At 67.0% G+C, this 16155-nt stretch carries 15 protein-coding genes; 8 read left to right on the plus strand and 7 right to left on the minus strand.

What is annotated here, in order from left to right; all coding sequences use genetic code 11:
* Positions 1 to 4: 4 nt before the first annotated feature.
* Positions 5 to 1495, minus strand: a complete 1491-nt coding sequence (locus VFY73_RS23720; protein WP_329723466.1) for a fibronectin type III domain-containing protein — start codon at positions 1493 to 1495, stop codon at positions 5 to 7.
* 71 nt (positions 1496 to 1566) lie between these two features.
* A complete protein-coding gene (locus VFY73_RS23725) occupies positions 1567 to 2787 on the minus strand; it encodes a substrate-binding domain-containing protein (RefSeq protein ID WP_329723468.1) in 1221 nt (406 codons plus the stop codon).
* A 474-nt stretch (positions 2788 to 3261) separates the two neighbouring features.
* On the opposite strand from VFY73_RS23725, the gene VFY73_RS23730 reads away from it, so the two are divergent.
* Complete coding sequence (locus VFY73_RS23730) at positions 3262 to 3657, plus strand: tautomerase family protein (protein ID WP_329723470.1); 396 nt, start codon at positions 3262 to 3264, stop codon at positions 3655 to 3657.
* An 87-nt stretch (positions 3658 to 3744) separates the two neighbouring features.
* Here VFY73_RS23730 and VFY73_RS23735 read toward each other — a convergent pair whose 3' ends face one another.
* The 3 genes from VFY73_RS23735 to VFY73_RS23745 form a co-directional block, all read right to left on the minus strand.
* Positions 3745 to 5256 carry a sigma-54 interaction domain-containing protein gene (locus VFY73_RS23735; RefSeq protein WP_329723472.1) on the minus strand — a complete coding sequence of 504 codons (1512 nt, stop codon included), beginning with the start codon at positions 5254 to 5256 and terminating at the stop codon, positions 3745 to 3747.
* A gap of 84 nt (positions 5257 to 5340) precedes the next feature.
* The gene (locus VFY73_RS23740; RefSeq protein ID WP_329723474.1) at positions 5341 to 5976 is read right to left on the minus strand and encodes a LysE family translocator; all 636 of its coding nucleotides are present in this window, start codon (positions 5974 to 5976) and stop codon (positions 5341 to 5343) included.
* A gap of 2 nt (positions 5977 to 5978) precedes the next feature.
* Positions 5979 to 6929, minus strand: coding sequence for an NAD-dependent epimerase/dehydratase family protein (locus VFY73_RS23745; RefSeq protein ID WP_329723476.1), 951 nt, complete (start codon positions 6927 to 6929; stop codon positions 5979 to 5981).
* A gap of 104 nt (positions 6930 to 7033) precedes the next feature.
* On the opposite strand from VFY73_RS23745, the gene VFY73_RS23750 reads away from it, so the two are divergent.
* Positions 7034 to 7963: a LysR substrate-binding domain-containing protein gene (locus VFY73_RS23750; protein WP_329723478.1), complete on the plus strand. Its 930-nt coding sequence runs from the start codon at positions 7034 to 7036 to the stop codon at positions 7961 to 7963.
* A gap of 25 nt (positions 7964 to 7988) precedes the next feature.
* Here VFY73_RS23750 and VFY73_RS23755 read toward each other — a convergent pair whose 3' ends face one another.
* A complete protein-coding gene (locus VFY73_RS23755) occupies positions 7989 to 9359 on the minus strand; it encodes a hypothetical protein (RefSeq protein ID WP_329723480.1) in 1371 nt (456 codons plus the stop codon).
* Between the two features lie 166 nt (positions 9360 to 9525).
* Positions 9526 to 11280, minus strand: coding sequence for a serine hydrolase domain-containing protein (locus VFY73_RS23760; protein ID WP_329723482.1), 1755 nt, complete (start codon positions 11278 to 11280; stop codon positions 9526 to 9528).
* 368 nt (positions 11281 to 11648) lie between these two features.
* On the opposite strand from VFY73_RS23760, the gene lepB reads away from it, so the two are divergent.
* From lepB to aqpZ, 6 genes are all read left to right on the plus strand, one after another.
* On the plus strand, positions 11649 to 12317 hold the full coding sequence (lepB, locus tag VFY73_RS23765; RefSeq protein ID WP_329723484.1) for a signal peptidase I: 669 nt from the start codon (positions 11649 to 11651) through the stop codon (positions 12315 to 12317).
* 74 nt (positions 12318 to 12391) lie between these two features.
* A complete protein-coding gene (locus VFY73_RS23770) occupies positions 12392 to 13279 on the plus strand; it encodes a hypothetical protein (RefSeq protein ID WP_329723486.1) in 888 nt (295 codons plus the stop codon).
* A complete protein-coding gene (locus VFY73_RS23775; RefSeq protein ID WP_329723488.1) occupies positions 13269 to 13778 on the plus strand; it encodes a DUF3052 family protein in 510 nt (169 codons plus the stop codon). Before VFY73_RS23770 ends, VFY73_RS23775 begins: the two co-directional genes overlap by 11 nt.
* A gap of 65 nt (positions 13779 to 13843) precedes the next feature.
* Complete coding sequence (locus tag VFY73_RS23780) at positions 13844 to 14233, plus strand: tautomerase family protein (RefSeq protein ID WP_329723490.1); 390 nt, start codon at positions 13844 to 13846, stop codon at positions 14231 to 14233.
* A gap of 271 nt (positions 14234 to 14504) precedes the next feature.
* On the plus strand, positions 14505 to 15128 hold the full coding sequence (locus tag VFY73_RS23785) for a hypothetical protein (protein ID WP_329723492.1): 624 nt from the start codon (positions 14505 to 14507) through the stop codon (positions 15126 to 15128).
* Between the two features lie 183 nt (positions 15129 to 15311).
* Positions 15312 to 16001 carry an aquaporin Z gene (gene aqpZ, locus VFY73_RS23790; protein ID WP_329723494.1) on the plus strand — a complete coding sequence of 230 codons (690 nt, stop codon included), beginning with the start codon at positions 15312 to 15314 and terminating at the stop codon, positions 15999 to 16001.
* Positions 16002 to 16155: the final 154 nt, after the last annotated feature.

Genomic DNA, 16155 nt, shown 5'->3' on the forward strand with positions numbered 1-16155 from the left:
AACTTCATGGGCAGGTTCCCAAGACGTAGTAGTTCGGCCCGGTCTGCTTCAGCGTCGTGATGACGAAAACGTTCCAGAAGCCCATGTTCTGGTTCGAGCCGTTGGCCAGTGCATAGCCACCGCTCTGGTGGGCGCGGCCGGCAGTCGTGTGGGCGTAGTTGCTCGCCGTGTAGCACACCGGCGCGCTGCCCGTCGTCGTGCCGCTGGCGGCGTTGGACATCGCGCCCTGCGCACCATTGGCATCGACCGCCGCCACCGTCCATGAATAGGTCGTGGCCGGCGCGAGGCCGGTGTCGACATGGCTCGTGGCAGTGACTGGCGAACCGTTGACTTGCGAGCCGCCGCGGAACACGCGGTAGCTGGCCGCGCCGCTCACCGCGTTCCACGCGATCGTCATCGTCGTGTCGCTGGGGTTCGATGTGCCCACGCCTGTCGGCGCCGGCAACGAGCCGCCGCCACCGGAGCCGGACGACACCTGGTCGACCATCGCCTTGATCGCCGCCATCTGCGTGCCGGCCTTCTGCGCGAAGTTGTTGCCGTACCAGCCGATCCAGTCCCAGCAGCCGTTCGGGTTGGGCACCGAGCCACTCGCGGTCGTGGGCCGGCTCACGTTGTCCACCCTGGCCTGCGGGAACAGCACGATCAGGTTGTTGGTGTCGGCCCAGCGCGTGTAGCCGGTGTTCTTGATGAACTTGTCGCCGATGGTCTCGTGGTTCTGCTTGCAGCCGTGCAGCGCCACGTGCAGCCTGCAGGTGGTGCCCGCAGCGCAATTGGCCGGCACGTACAGCCAACCCGAAGCCGCCATGCCGGGGTTGCCGTTGGTGAACGCCGCCTGGTCGAACTCGATGTAGTTGGCCGCGGCCGGCGCGTTGTTGCGCGGGTTCAGCGTGCCGTAGAACTGCGTCAGCGCGGCCTTGGCGCCGTCGTAGCCGCAGTTGCTGATGTAGGGCGACACGCTGCTGGAACAGGCGTTGTTGCCGCTCGCGTCGAAATCGGTCGGGAAGACGTGGGCGGTGCCGCTGCGCTGCACGTAGCTGCGGTTGGCCGCCGGCACACCGTTGTTGGCGTACTGCGTGTTGGCCGCGTTCATCGGGTTCGGGCCGACCGTGAAATCGCTGGTGCCGACGAACAGGTAGACCTTCTGGTTGGCCACGTTGGCCAACGGGTCGTTCAACGAGCCGCTCCAGTTGTTCAGGTCGGCCTGCATCGTGCCGAGCATGCTGGCGCTGATCGTCGCGTTGTACATGCAGGCCGTGTAGTTGCTGTGGCCGGCACACATGTAGGGCCCGCCGGCGAACACACCCACCCCCTTGAAGGTGCTGGCGTAGGCATAGCCCAGCTGGTTGGCCATGAAGCCACCCGAAGACAGGCCCGAGACGGTCGTTTGCGACTTGTCCACCTTCAGTTTCGGCAAAGGCGCGGCGGCGTGGGCGAGTGAGGTGATCGCGATCGCGGCCAACGCCGCGACCGCACGAACAACACGTGCGGCTTTCATGGCTTGTCTCCTGAAAGGGTGTGAAGGGGCGGGTCTGCGCCCGCCCTCCGTTCAATGAGCCGAAGCGCGGCTCAGCGCTTGTTGCGTATCGGGACGCTCATCTCTTCCGGCTTGATCTCGCGCACCAGCTCGGGCACGCCCCAGGCGAACGCCGAGTCCACCTTGATCTTGAAGTGGTACATGCTCTGCAGCGCCTGGTGGTCTTCCTTGCGGAAGCTCATCTTGCCCTTCGGTGACTCGAAGGCCATGCCTTCCATCGTCGTGATCAGCTTGTTGGTCGCCGTGTCGCCGTTGCTCTTCTTCAATGCCTCCACCACCGCGATCGCAGCCGTCATGCCCCCGGCAGTGAAGAAGTCCGGCGGGGCCTTGTGCTGCTTGTAGTGGTTGGCCACCAGCCACTCGTTGACCGGGTTCTTCGGGATGCCGAAGTAGTAGTAAGTCGCGCCTTCCATGCCGGGAAAGTTCTTGTACGCCGCCATCGCCGGCAGGATGTTGCCGCCGGTGAAGACCTCGATATTGAAGCGCTTGGCCAGCTCTTGCGCGGCCAGCGCGTTGTACGGTGGCGTGCCGCCGGCCCAGATGACCTCGATGACCTTGCGGCCAGGTTGCCCCTTCAGCGCATCGACCACGCGCTGGATGCCGGCGGTGAAATCGGTGGTGTTCTGCGGCAGGTACTCTTCATGGACGATCTTGGCGCTCTTCAACGCCTCCTTGAAGGCCTTCACGCCGTCGCGGCCGAAGGCGTAGTCCTGCGCCAGTGTCGCGACCACGGTGCCGGGTTTGTCCAGCGCCACCGCGTTCGAGATCGCGTCTTGCGAAGAGTTGCGGCCGGTGCGGAAGATGTACTTGTTCCACTTGTCGCCAGTGATCGAATCCGCCACCGCCGGCTCGACGACGAGGATCTTCTTGTACTCCTCGGCCACCGGCAGCATCGCCAGCGCAACGCCCGACGAGGTGGGCCCGACCGCAATGTCGACCTTGTCATCACCATAGGCCGCGGCCAGCAGGCTCTTGCCCAGGTCCGGCTTGCCCTGGTCGTCCTTCTCGATCACGACGAGCTTCTTGCCCGCCACCATCATCGTGCCGCCGGTGGCGTACTCCAACCCGAGGTTGAAACCGATGGTGGTCTGCTTGCCGTAGGCTTCCAGCGGGCCGGTGAGGGAGTGGATGTGGGCGATGCGGATTTCGTTGCCGGCCGCCTGAACCGGGCCAGCTACCAACCAGCCCGCGCCTGAGGCGAGTGTCGTGAGCGCGATAAGAAGAGGACGTCTGGGGATCGCACAGCGCGGCATGGGTGTCTGTCTCCTGAGTGCATTTGGATTGGCAAATGCGAAGACAGTGCAATGCGTGTGCCGGAATGCACCGGGCTAGGGCAAACACCAAGTTTGCTCAGGTCAATCATGGCCTGCGTGCACCGGCGAGGGGCTGCGCACTCGGGCCCATGGGTGAAATGGCCGTCAGACCGCAACCACCCTGCCCAGATTCTGGACAGTCGAGTCAGCATATGTCCGAACCATCGACAGTCCAAGACCCACGAGATGCCGCCGATGGCGTTCTTCTGCATCTCACCCATCACCACCTTCCGGTTGCAGGCCACGCAAAACAGCTTTGAAAGGCCTGAGGTTTCGCAGCGTCGTCGCGATCAATAGCATCAAAGTGATGTCCAGCGCTGCCGGGTCGGGAGACGGCGAACCGGCGTGCGATTCAGGCCTCGCGGGCATGCCGCCCTGCTGCGTTCAGCCCTGTCAACCCCTACGGATCACCCCATGCCACTTACCAAGATATCGGCCCCGAAGCATCTGGCGTTCGCCAAAGTCAAGGCACTCGCGGATGCGGTACAAGACGGACTGGTCAAAACGTGCGACGTGCCGCCCAAGGATCTCTTTCAACTTGTCTCGCGCTTTGACAGCGAAGAGATGACCCTTGATCCAACCTTTGGGGGTGTAAGCCGCTCTCGCGACGCCTGCATTGCAGAGATCACGTTCTTGCAAGGACGGACGGATGACCAGAAGCGGCAGCTGTTCCGTCACATTGTCGAACGCGCTGTTGCGGCCGGGTTTCGTCCGGACGATGTGATGCTCGCCCTTGCAGAGAACTCTCGCATGGACTGGTCGCTTGGCCTCGGCATCGCTTATGCAGACCATGTGCACGCAGAAAGCTGAGCCTGACCCCGGCAAGTCGGGGCATGCCTCTCATGTCAAACGTTCCGGCGCCGTGCCCGAAGCACTGCACGTCTGTCACCACGGCTGTCAGCCCAACTGCCCCAGCTTTTCGTACAGCGTGGCCCGCGCGATGCCAAGCATGCGTGCCGCGGCCAGCTTGTTGCCCTTGGTCGCCGTCAGCGCGGCGCGAATGGCTTCAGCTTCCAGTTCGGCCACGGCTTGAGGCAGCGACTTGATGCCGTGTGACTCGGTCGTCTCGCGACCACTCACCGTCTGCTGCAAATGCTCGGGGGCTGGAGCAGCCTCTTGGGCACGCTTGACCTCACGCGCTGAACTTGCGGTACCCACCAGATGGGCGAGGTGTTGGCTCGCGAGCACCAACTCGTCAGTCATCAGGCACGCCTGCTCCAACACATTCCGCAGCTCGCGAATGTTCCCCGGCCAGTCGTGCTGCGCCAGCAGCTCCAGTGCCTCGGCGCCCAGGCTGCGGTGGGTCATGCCGGTCCGGCGCCCGATGTCGTCCAGCAGGTGATCGGCCAGCGCGTCCAGGTCACTCAAGCGCTCGCGCAGCGCCGGTAGCCGAATCGGCAACACGTTCAGCCGGTAGTACAGATCCGCCCGAAACGTCCCGGCGGCCACCATCGCCGGCAGGTCGCGGCTGGTCGCAGCGATCACGCGGCAATCCAGTTGCTCGACCTTGTTGCTGCCCAGCGGCTCGACCTCCTGCTCCTGCAGCACCCGCAACAGCTTGGCCTGCAGGGCCAGCGGCATGTCGCCGATCTCGTCGAGGAACAGGCTGCCGCCGTCGGCGAGCTTGAACTTGCCGGGGCGGCCTTTGCGGTCGGCGCCGGTGTAGGCGCCGGGGGCGACGCCGAAGAATTCGGCTTCGAGCAGCGTCTCGGGCACGGCGGCGATGTTGACACCGACGAAGGGACCGGCGGCGCGGTGGCTGCCGGCGTGGATGCCCTGGGCCATCAGCTCTTTGCCGGTGCCGGTTTCGCCCACCAGCAGCACGGTCGAGTCGGTGCCGGCCACGCGGCGGGCCAGGCGCTTGACCTCCATCACCACCGGACTGGTGCCGATGAAGCTGGCAATCGTGTATTTGGGGCGGCGCTGGGTGGCGAGTTCGCGGCGAGCGTCGTCGAGCTCGCGCTGCATGCGGCTGAACTTGGCCATCAGCGGCTGCATCGTCGATTCGCTGTGGTCCGGTGATTCGTTGAGCCAGACGATGCCGACCGCGCCGATGACCTGGCCGGCATCGTCGCGCAGCGGCAGGCGGCTGACGAGGAAGGTGCCGGCCTTGTTGGTCAGCAGGTCGACGACGATCGGGCGGCCCGAGTCGATGACCTGGTTCATCAGCGTGTTCGGCACCACCGCTTCAACGGGCTTGCCGACGAAGTCTTCCTCGCGTTCGAAGCCGAGCGCCGGCAGGAAGTGTTTGTAGCCTTCGCTGATCCAGACGATGCGGTGCTGGCGATCGACCACCATCATGCCCAGCGCAGCCTGGGCAAAGGTGTCGAACATCGACTGCGCGGCCAGGCGCAGCACTTCGCTGGCGTCTTGCGGCAAGCCGGTGGCTTGGGTGTGCGGTACGGGCATGGAAGACTCCCTGGCGCAGTGTTGCACACAGCGCTGGCCCGCCGCGACGGGGTCAGCCCGGCCCCGCCGGCCCGCGGTGCCAGCTCAGGCCCAGGCCGACCGGGGCGTTGTTGCCAGCATCGCCACCGCGCACAACAGCAGCCCGACGCCGCTGAGCTGGTGGATTCGCCCCCGCGGCACACCACCCAACGCGGCCACCCGCCGCAGCCGCGTCACCAGCAGGATCAGCACGCCAAAGTACACGAGGTTGATGACCTCGAAGATCGCGCCCAGCGCATAGAAGCTGGTCATCCAACGGCCGCCGGCCCGGTCGATGAACAGAGGAAAGAAGGCGCCGAAGAACAACACCGGCTTTGGGTTGGTCAGGGTCAGCATCAGCCCTTGCAGAAAGCCGGCACGGGGTGTATCAGCGGCGCAGGCGCCGGATGAAGCAGGCGCGCTGCGCAACAGCCCGAGCCCCAACCAGGCCACATACAACGCGCCCGCCACCGTGAGCGCCTGGCCCAGTGCCGGCCACTGCTGCATCACCGCCGCAAAGCCCAGGCCGGACAAGGTGATCAGCACCAGGTCACCAGCCACGACACCGGCGGTAGCGCGGGCGGCACGCCAGCCGCTGCGGTGGGCCTGGCCGGCCACCAGCAGTGTGGCCGGGCCCGGCACCAGGACCACCAGCGCCGCCGCCGACACGAACGCGCCCAGGCTGTGCAAGCCGTCTACCACGTTCAACCCGCCATGGCCGGGCCGGCCGCCAGTGCCTCGGCGTGCTGAAGAATCAGCCCGTCCAGCCAGTCGCCGCTGTGGTCGAAGCGGTGGCCCAGCGACTCGGCGCGTGACACGTCCATCTCGTAACGCGACGGGAAGTCGTACGGGCTCAGCTCCGACGGCAACACCGCGCTGCGCACCGGTCGCGCCTCGGCCGGCGACCGCAGCACGTGCGCCACGCGCTGGTGGATGTCCAACGCCGACAGCGGGCCGTGCGCGGCCGCATTGATCGGGCCCAGCACGCTCGACCGCCCGACCCATAGCAGGAAGGCCGCGATGCCCGGTGCGCTGATGAAGGCGCTGCGCCTCGGCACCGCGGCGTGGCACAGCGGCTGTCGCGACAGCACCCGCTGGACGTAGCTTTGCAGCCGGCCGGTGAAGTCTTCCGGCCCTGCCAGTACGTGGCCGATGCGCACGCAGACCACCGGCAGCCGACCGTCCTGATGGAAGAACGCCTCGGCCTGCCGTTTGCCTCGCCCATAGGCGACCTCGGCCACTTCCGGCGCATGCCAGGGGTAGGCCATGTCGACCACCTCGTGCGCCAGGTCCACATCGTCTTCGCGCAGCGGGCGATCCACCTGGCCCTGCAGGTGGCTGTACACCTCGATGGTGGAAGCCATCACGTAACGGCCCACTTTGCCGGCAAAGGTTTCGGCCGAGATCGCCGCATCGAGCGGGCTGTAGCACATCTGGTCGTAGACCAGGTCGAAGCCGGGCTCGTTGGCAAAAGCGCGCGCCATCGCCGCCGCGTCGCGCCTGTCCACACGCAGTCGCCGAACCCGGTTGCCGAAGGTGTCGGGCGCATGGCCACGGGTCGCCAAGGTGACCGCATGGCCCGCGTCGAGGAGCCCCTCGACAAGCAGCTTGCCGAAGAAGCGTGTGCCGCCAATGACCAAGACATTCTGTTTCATGAGCAGGTGCCGCCGGTTTCAATGCCGGCATGTTGCTTGTGTTGACCCCGGGCCGCAAACGCGAATTCCTTGCCACTTGCATCTGAAATTCTTATGCTCGCCCAATGACGTTCGCGCTGCCCACCTTGTCCGGCCTGATCGAGTTCGAATGCGCCGCGCGCTGGGGCAGCATCCGTCTGGCCGCGGCCGAACTGCACAAGACGCCGTCGGCCGTCAGCCAACAGATCAAGCAGCTGGAAGCGACGCTGGGTTTTGCGCTGTTCGAGCGCCATGCGCGGCACATCTCGATCACCGAGCAGGGCCGCGAGCTGGCCGCGACGGTGACGAAGCTGCTGGCCGAGCTGGGTCGCCAGGTCACCGCGCTGCGGCAGGATGACCCCGCCGCGCTGCTGCGCATCAGTGCGACGCACTCGTTCGCGATGAAGTGGCTGGTGCCCCGCCTGCACCGCTTCACCGCCCAGTACCCGGCGATCGACATTCGCGTCGAGGCGAGCGACCAAGTGGTCGACCTGTCCGATGGGCGCTGCGACGTGGCGTTGCGCTACGTGGCGGCAACGCCCGAGGGCGATACCCTGGTCTACCGCGAGCGGCTGGTGGCCGTGGTCAGCCCGACGTTGTTGCCTGACGGCGCGGCGACGCCACCGAAGCTGGCCACGCTGCTGCGTCAGCCGCTGCTGTTCGAAGGCACGCCCGAGCCCTGGCTGCGCGTGCTGGAGGCGGGCGGCGTGCGCTCACGCCGGCTCGACTTCTCTCGCAGCTACAGCCACGGTGGGCTGCTGGTGCAGGCGGCCGTGGCGGGCCACGGCGTCGCCCTGGCGCCCTACGCGCTCGCCTGCGAAGACCTACAGCAAGGCCGGCTCGTACCGTGCGACAGCGCCCCACTGCCCAATGGCTACGGCTACCGCGTTGTCGTGGCCACTGGGCAGGCCCCCTCGACCAAGGTGCAAGCGTTCACCACGTGGATGCGCGACGAAGTGGCGGCGATGGTGGCGTCCTTCCCGCCCCCCTGCACCGCCTATCCGGCGCGTCGCTGAGCGCCGGGCGCGGCGCCGATGCGGCCTACAGCGTACGCAAGAAGGCCACCAGGTCTTTCTTCTCCTGCGCCTCGAGCTTGGTGCCGAGCACGAGGTTGAAGAACTCGACCGTGTCGTCCAGCGTCATCAGTCGGTCGTCGTGTAGGTAGGGCGGCGAGTCCTTGATGCCGCGCAGCGGGAAGGTCTTGATCGGCCCGTCTTGCATGACCCGTCGGCCGTTGACCGTGAAGCCCTCGGTGTAGAAGCGCTCGGTGCGCAGGTTGTGCATCAGGTTGTCGGTGTAGTACGGCGGCGCGTGGCAGGCCACGCACTGCGCCTTGCCATGGAAGAGCTTCTCGCCACGCAACTCCGCCTGGGTCGCCAACGCCGGTTCGAGCCGGCCGAAGACGTTCAACTTCGGCGCGGGCGGAAAGTCCAGCAGGTTCTGGAACTCGCCCATGAAATGCACCTGGCTGCCCCGCTCGAGCGGGTTCACGCCCTTGCGCGCGGCACGCGCATGGTCACCGTCGAAGTAGGCCGCACGTTGCTCGAACTCGGTGAAGTCCTCGATCGATTTCAGCGCCCGCTGCGACCCGAACAGGCGCTGCACGCCGACCCCGCGCAGCGACGGCGTGTCGATGCGGTGGCGCAGGTCGTCCGGGCGGATGTCACCGACCGTGTGCGTGGCCGAAGTGCTGTGGCCATTGGCATGGCAGTCGAAACAGGCCACGCCCATGTGCGGCCGCAGCGCACGCCGGTCATCGGTGAGGTTGAACTGCTGCTGCGGGAACGGCGTGACCAGCAAACGCAGACCTTCGAGCTGCTTCGGGTTCAGCGCGTCCTTGAACAGCTTCTCGAAGTTGTCCAGCGTGACGAGCTGGCCCTTGGACACGTCGCCCAGGTCGGGGCGGGTCACGAGGAAGATCGGCGCCGGGAATTCGGGCAACAGGTGCTGCGGCAGGTCGAAGTCGAGGTCGAAGCGGGTCAGGTCACGGCCCGTCTGGCGCTTGGTCTCGTCGATCAAGGGCTGCGGAAAGATCATGCCGCCGGCCTCGTGGTGCGGGTGCGGCAGCGGCAGGAAGCCGGCCGGCCAGAGCTTGCGGCTCTTGATCTCCGCCGGTGAGAGCGCTGCCAGTTGCTCCCAGGTCACGCCGGCCGGCAGCCTGACGCGAACACCGTCCTGCACCGGCTTGCCACGCGCCATCGTCACGCCGGCGGCGGGCCGGTCGGACAGGTCGTAGCGCTGCGCCAGCAGATCTTGCTGGCGCTTGGCAAACTGGGGCTTTTCCTGCGTCAGGCGCTTGACCAGCGCGGCGAAGTCGTCGCCCTGCGCCATCGCCACGGTCGTCAGACCGCCGATCAAAGACACCACGGCCGCGATCAGCGGCACCCTCGAAGCGGGCCGAGTCTGGAACATGAGGCGGTCTCCCGGTGGGTTGAGAACAAAATCAACCCGCCCCCATGCGTTGTGGTGGCGTTCCCTCCAGGGTGCCGCGAAGTATCGACAGAAGCCATCAACCGCGATGGCGTCATTGGTATGTCGGCCAGGCCTTGCCGACGCCCTCGAGGAAACGAGAAGGCGCTTAGTGCCAGAGCGCGGCCGGCCACAGCCCCCACCACGCCAACAGCACGCACAGTTGCAACACGCAGGCGGCGGCCACGATGTCGGCGCGCCAGCCGATCGTCCGCAACCACAGCACCCAGGCGACATGCGCCAGCATCAGCAGCGGCAACGCGAAGGTCACCACATACAGGCTCGCGCTCGCCAGCGTGAAGTCACCGATCGCGGCCAGCGGCTGCAGCGCGAACATCGGCACGGGCACCAACAGCAGCAGCACGGCCACGAAGGCCGGCTGGCCCAGGCTGCCGCCCCAGCGGGCGCAGCGGATCGGCGTGGCCAGCAACGCGTGTAGCAATCCGGCCAGCCCGAGGATCACACTGGCCCACAGCGCATAGAACCAGGCCGCCGGCACGCGGCGCAGCGTCCACAGGCCATCGCTCAAGGTGCGCTCGCCGTCAGGGCCCGCCATGAAGACATGGGACGGCGCGATCCTGTCATCCTGCCGATAGAGGCCTGCGGCCACCTGGTGCAGCGACAGCGCATGGCCACCCGGGCGCGTCAGCGAGGCGCCCGCGGCGCCCGCCTGCACGATCCAGCTGCTGCCCAACGCATCGAGCAGGCGCAGCGTTTCAAAGCGGCTGGGCGCCGGCACGTAGCGGCCGGCCCATTCGTCGCCCAGCGTGGTGGCGCCCGCGGCCGGCGCGTGTGCCGGCAGGGCCAGCTGGCGGATCAGCGCCTGGTCGAAGCGGTCGTAGCGCGCGGTCTCGCTGTCGGTGTTGATGGCGATGAAGAACGCGCGCCGCTGCGGCTGAAACAGGCACAGCATGCCGCGGTAGCCGATGACGCTGCCAGCGTGGCACAGCCCGGTCACGCCATGCCGGTCGCGCGCCGACAACCCCAGGCCATATCCCGCGCGTAGGCCGGCGTGCGCTGCGTCGGTGGTCGATGGCTGGCCCATTGCGCGCAGCAGCGCCGGCGCGACGAAAGGTGCGCCGTCCGACGTCCCCGGCAGCCGGCCCTCACCCAGCATGAAGCGCGCCAGCAGCGCCATGTCGGCTGCGGTCGTCGTGAACTGCCCGGCCGGCCGCACGGCGACCGGCAGGGCCGCCACGGCGCTGAGGTCGTCCTGGTGCCCCCAGGCCAGCCCCGGCTCGGCGCCGACGCCCAGCTGGGTCGTGAAGCGCAAGCTGCTGTGGGCCATGCCCAGGGGCTGCAGCAGCGCACGCTCGGCCCAGGCTTCGTAGCGTTCGCCCACGACCGCCTCGATCACCATCGCCAGCACCGTGTAGCCCATGTTGGAGTACGAGAACCGGCGGCCCGGTTCGGTGCGAACCGTCAGGACGCCGGGATCGCGCGCAAACGCTTCGGCCAGCGGCATGTCGGGCGAGTTGGCGGCACTGAAGGCCTGCCACAGGCGTAAGTCCTCCAGGCCCGAGGTGTGGTCCAGCAGGTGCCGCACACGCACCGGGCTCGTGGCCTGCCAGGGGTTCAGGAACGGCAGGTCCGGCAGGTAGCGGCTCGCCGGGGCGTCCAGGTCGAGCCGGCGTTCGGTGACCAGGCGCAATGCGCCGAGCGCCAGCACGGTCTTGGTCAGCGAGCCGACATGCATCTTGGCGGTCGGGGTCAGCGCCGTCGCGGTCGGTACATGCGCCACGCCCACGGCACCAACCAGCGCCTGATCGCCGTCGACCAGCGCGTAGGTTGCCCCTGCCACGTGCTCGTCGGCCAGCAACTGGGTCAGCTCGGCGCTGAGCGCGGCCGCGTCGAACGCGTGCATGGGCGTCACCACGCACAGCAGGGTCAGGGCGCAGCACATGGCGCGCCAGCGGCCCATCCAAAGCCGCCATCGTGAAAAGCACCGTGGGCGGCCGTCAGCCGCCGGTGGTTGAAGCCTGGACATGCGAGATCCCTCCGTGCTCGCCCCGCTCGCAGCAGGGCGGCAGATTTGCGTGCCATGTTGCCTGAGCCGCCGGGCACCGTGCAAAGTGCATTCACCAAGGCCACGGCCCTTTTGATCGCTTGCCCGCCACTCGTCGCGCCCCGCTGCCATTCATGTCAGCGACGACGGTGTTTCATCGCCTGGCCCGGGCCTGGCGAAGCGGTGCGTGCCCACAATTCGGCCTCCTTGATCCCTGCGAGGTTCGGATGAGAAAGTGGCTGAAGGACAACCGCGGCTTCCTGCTGTTTTTGCTGTGTTTCGGGTTTGTGCGCACCGCCGTGGCCGACTGGAACCCGATCCCGACCGGGTCGATGAAGCCGACGATCCTGGAAGGCGATGTGGTGTTCGTGAACCGCCTGGCCTTCGACGCGAAGGTCCCGTTGACCGACTGGTCCGTCGCGCGGCTGGGCGACCCGCAGCGCGGCGATGTGGTGACCTTCAGCTCGCCGAAGGACGGCACGCGGCTGATCAAGCGCATCGTCGGTCTGCCGGGCGATGTGGTGCAGATGCGCGACGAGGTGCTGTTCGTCAACGGCGAACGTGCCGGGTACACCGATCTGGCGCCAGCGACGGAAATCTTGACCGGCGATGTCGAGGTGACGGCGGTCCGCGCCACCGAGCATCTGGCGGGCAGCCGCCGCAGCGTGCAGTTCCTGCCGCCCGTCGGCGCGCTGCGAGACTTCGGCCCACTGAAGGTGCCCGCCGATCACTACTTCATGCTGGGCGACAACCGAGACAACAGCGAAGACTCGCGCTTCATCGGAACAGTGCCACGCCGGCTGTTGATCGGCCGCGCGCACCACATCCTGCTGTCGGCCGACATCACCGGCCACTGGCTGCCGCGCTGGGAGCGCACCGGCTCGGCGATCCGCTGAGCGGCACCAGCGGCGCTCGGCCACCGGCGGACAGCGCACAATCGCGCCAAATCGCCCCCGCCCAAGTGAGAGCCATGACGATGACTGTGTTGATGCGCCTGCGGCCCCTGGTGGCCGGCCTGCTGGCCGCCCCGCTGCTGGCCCTGGCCACTTCGCCCGAGCCCAGTTCGTCGCTGTCGGACTACGCGTTCAAGCCGGCCCGGGCGCCGGTGGGCCGTGTGGTGCACTACGTGAAGTCCAACCTCGACGGCAGCAAGCGGCTGGTGCTGTCGATGCACTTCTCGGCGCCGCTGATGATGGAGGTGCTGAAGGTCGAGGCTGACGGCCAGTACCTGGCGCTGGTGCAGGCCGAGTTGGATCCGGCGACGCTGAGCGAGTCGCGCATGAAGTCGTTCAACGGCCTCGAGACGGGCTCGCGGCGGCAGCAGATGGCGCTGGAGCCGGATCCCCGACAGCGGCGCCTGGTGGCCGAGGTGGCCAACACCAGGATGCCTGTGACGCCTGGGCACTGGCCGGCGCACATCTACAACTTCGACCTGAGCGGCTTGAACGCCACGCTGCCGCACCTGAAGGATCCACGCCGGGACTTCGAAGTCGGCCTCATCGACCCGGACTTCCAGTTCCTGAAGACCGGGTTCAAGCCCGACGCGGGCGAGGTGGCCGGCGGCTTCGTCTACAAAGGCAAGGCTCGGTTCCGCTTCGTGCGCGACGAAGTGCTGGACGAGATCCCGTGCCACCGCTTCGAGGTCGGCGGCCCGGCGTTCAAGAACATCAAGGGCACGCTGTGGATCAATGCCAAGGACGGCCTGATCGAGCGCTTCGAGCATGTGCTGCCCGACAACCCCGACTGGAAGAGCTTCAGGCTGAGCCGCATCTCGAGCCGGCCGATGAACGACGCCGAGTGGGAAGCTTTCAAGGCCGCCACTGTGCGCCGCGCGATGGACCTGCGCGATGGCCGGTAGCCGTGTCCTGTTGTCGGCCGGGACCAAGGCCGATGCCGAGGGCGGCGCGACAGGCAAGAAGGCGCCGGCGGCATCACCCGCCAAGGCCACCGGCGCGGCTGGCTATTCCGGCACGCCGCTGTCCCGCAAGCTGGGCCTTCAACCCGGCATGGTGGTGCACGTCGCCAACGAGCCGCAGGGCTACCGCGACTGGTTGGCGCCCCTGCCGGCCGGCTTGCGCTTCGCACCGCGGCTCGGCGCCGACACCACACTCGTCCACCTGTTCGTCGACGACAAGCGCGACCTGGCGGAGACGCTGCGCCGCTGCCGCGAACAGCTCGCTGCCGATGCGACCGTCTGGGTGTCGTGGCCGAAGAAGTCCAGCAAGGTCCCGACCGACGTCACCGAAGACGTGGTCCGCGAAGTGGCGTTGCCGCTGGGGTGGGTGGACGTGAAGGTGTGTGCGGTCAGCGAGGTGTGGTCGGGTCTGAAGCTGGTCGTGCGCAAGGCCTTGCGCTGAGGGCTTGGACCGCCCACGGCGGCGCTGCTACGCTGCCATCCCCAAGCACCCAACGGAGTCGATCGATGCCCCTGGCCCGCATTGAAACCCGCCGCGCCTGGCCGCCCGAACAGGTGCGGGCCATGATGGACGCCGTCTACCAGAGCTTTCGCGAGGCGCTCAAGGTGCCCGAAGGCGATCGCAACGTGCGTTATGTCGAACACCGGCCCGAGCACTGGGTCACGCCGCCGAACAAGAGCGACAACGTGACGCTGGTCGAGGTGACGATGTTCCCGGGCCGCTCGCTGGCAGCCAAGAAGGCCCTGTACGCAGCCATCGTCCAGCGTTTCGAAGCGCTCGGCATTGCGCCGAGTGACGTGATGATCGTGCTGAACGAACCCCTACTGGACAACTGGGCCGTGCGGGGTGGTACCCCTGCCAGCGAGTTGGACTTGGGGTTTAGCCTGAAGGTATGAACCCTAGGTGTTTGCGATCACTTGGCCGGGAATACCGCTTGCTGTAACCGTGCGTTGCAACATGATTCGCGGGCCCGGGGAATCTTCATCGGCGGAATTTGCAGGCAATTGACACGTACCCCGGTTCAGGCCGTGAATTATTTGGCACAAACCCGCACTGCGCGCTGCACACACGTGGGGTTGCGCCGCCTGGGGGTGGCGTTTCTAATTCCGCTCGCCGGGGAATCATCGGCACTGGAATCTCAGGTTACAGACACAGGGGAAATTCCTCATGATGATGAAGCAAGTCGTTCGGGCGGTGGCAGCAGCAGCGGTGCTGCTGACCGGTATGTCGGCACAGGCTGATTTGGTGCGGTATCGCCTGACAGGCGTGGTGACCGAAAGCGGTGTGTTCGATGACGGCACGATGGTGCCCGTTGCCACCCCGGTGTCCATCACCTACAGCTATGAGACCAAGCAGCCCTCGTCGGAAATGCAGCGCAACGACGACGGCTCCGGCATGGCCGCCTACGAGTTTCTGCGGCCCTATCACTTCAAGCTGCGCGTCGGTGACCATCGCGCCCGCGTCGACGCCTTCCGCGTCACGCTGAACAACGACCTGAACCAGCCCTTCGGCGACACCTACGACCTGGAAGCGGTCGGTGGCGTCTACATCGACCACGTGCTGCAGCCCGATGCAACGTTCACCGTGTCGCTGCTCAGCCAGTTTGGCAATGTCGACGCGCTGCGCTCGCTGAAACTGCCCAAGCACCTGAACGAATGGGCGTTCGACGCTTTCCGCTCGGCCCGTCTGGCGGCCGCCGGCGACCGCACGCTGCTGATGATCCGCATCGACCGCATCAAGTCGACGGTCTGCGCCCAAACCGCGCCCGGCACAGACGACTGCGCCGAGTAAACGCTCCCGATTTCTTCCTTCTCCACCCGCGCGCGTGCGCATGGGGGCCGGCTGGCCCACCGTGCCACGCGCGTTGGCATTTCGGGGTCGAGCGGGCCGACAGGGTTTGAACGCGCTTGCGCCTGTCACAGGGCTCTGCCCAGAATCGCGCGGCAATAAACCCTGACAGGAAGGAGAGCGGACATGAAAGCATATGGCGCCGAGTTCATCGGCACGTTCTGGCTCGTATTGGGAGGCTGCGGCAGCGCCGTGCTGGCAGCCGCCTTTCCCGGCGTCGGCATCGGGCTGCACGGGGTGTCGCTGGCCTTTGGCCTGACGGTGCTGACGATGGCCTATTCGATCGGCCACATCTCGGGCTGTCACCTGAACCCGGCAGTCAGCATCGGCCTATGGGCCAGTGGCCGGTTCCCGGCGGCCAAGCTGCTGCCGTACATCGTCGCCCAAGTACTGGGCGCCCTTGCCGCTGGCGCCGTGTTGTTCGTGATCGCGAGCGGCAAGGCTGGCTTCGACCTGGCGGGCAGCGGCTTTGCCTCGAACGGCTACGGGGCCCACTCGCCGGGCCAGTATTCGATGGTGGCGGCACTGGTCTGCGAGGTCGTGATGACGGCGTTCTTCCTGATCGTCATCCTGGGCGCCACCGACAAGCGCGCACCGGCCGGTTTTGCGCCGATCGCCATTGGCTTGGCCCTGACGCTGATCCACCTGATCAGCATCCCGGTCACCAACACCTCGGTGAACCCAGCCCGCTCCACCGGCGTCGGCGTGTTCGTCGGCGGCTGGGCGATCGAGCAGCTGTGGCTGTTCTGGGTGGCCCCGATCATCGGCGCGGTGATCGGCGCCAAGGTCTACGGCTTCCTCGGGTCCGACGACTGACGAGCCGGCTCGCGGCCGATCCCGAAGAGGCCCGGTTCGCCGGGCCTTGTCGTTGGCGAGAGCCGGTGCCAGCCAGTCGGCACCTTCGCGGGCCGCCGCCCGGCAGCGCGACACCGACCCCGGGCGTGAAAAACCGCTTGTGATTCTGTAATTA

The sequence above is a fragment of the Ideonella sp. genome, from assembly GCF_036277275.1.
Lineage (GTDB): Bacteria > Pseudomonadota > Gammaproteobacteria > Burkholderiales > Burkholderiaceae_C > Ideonella.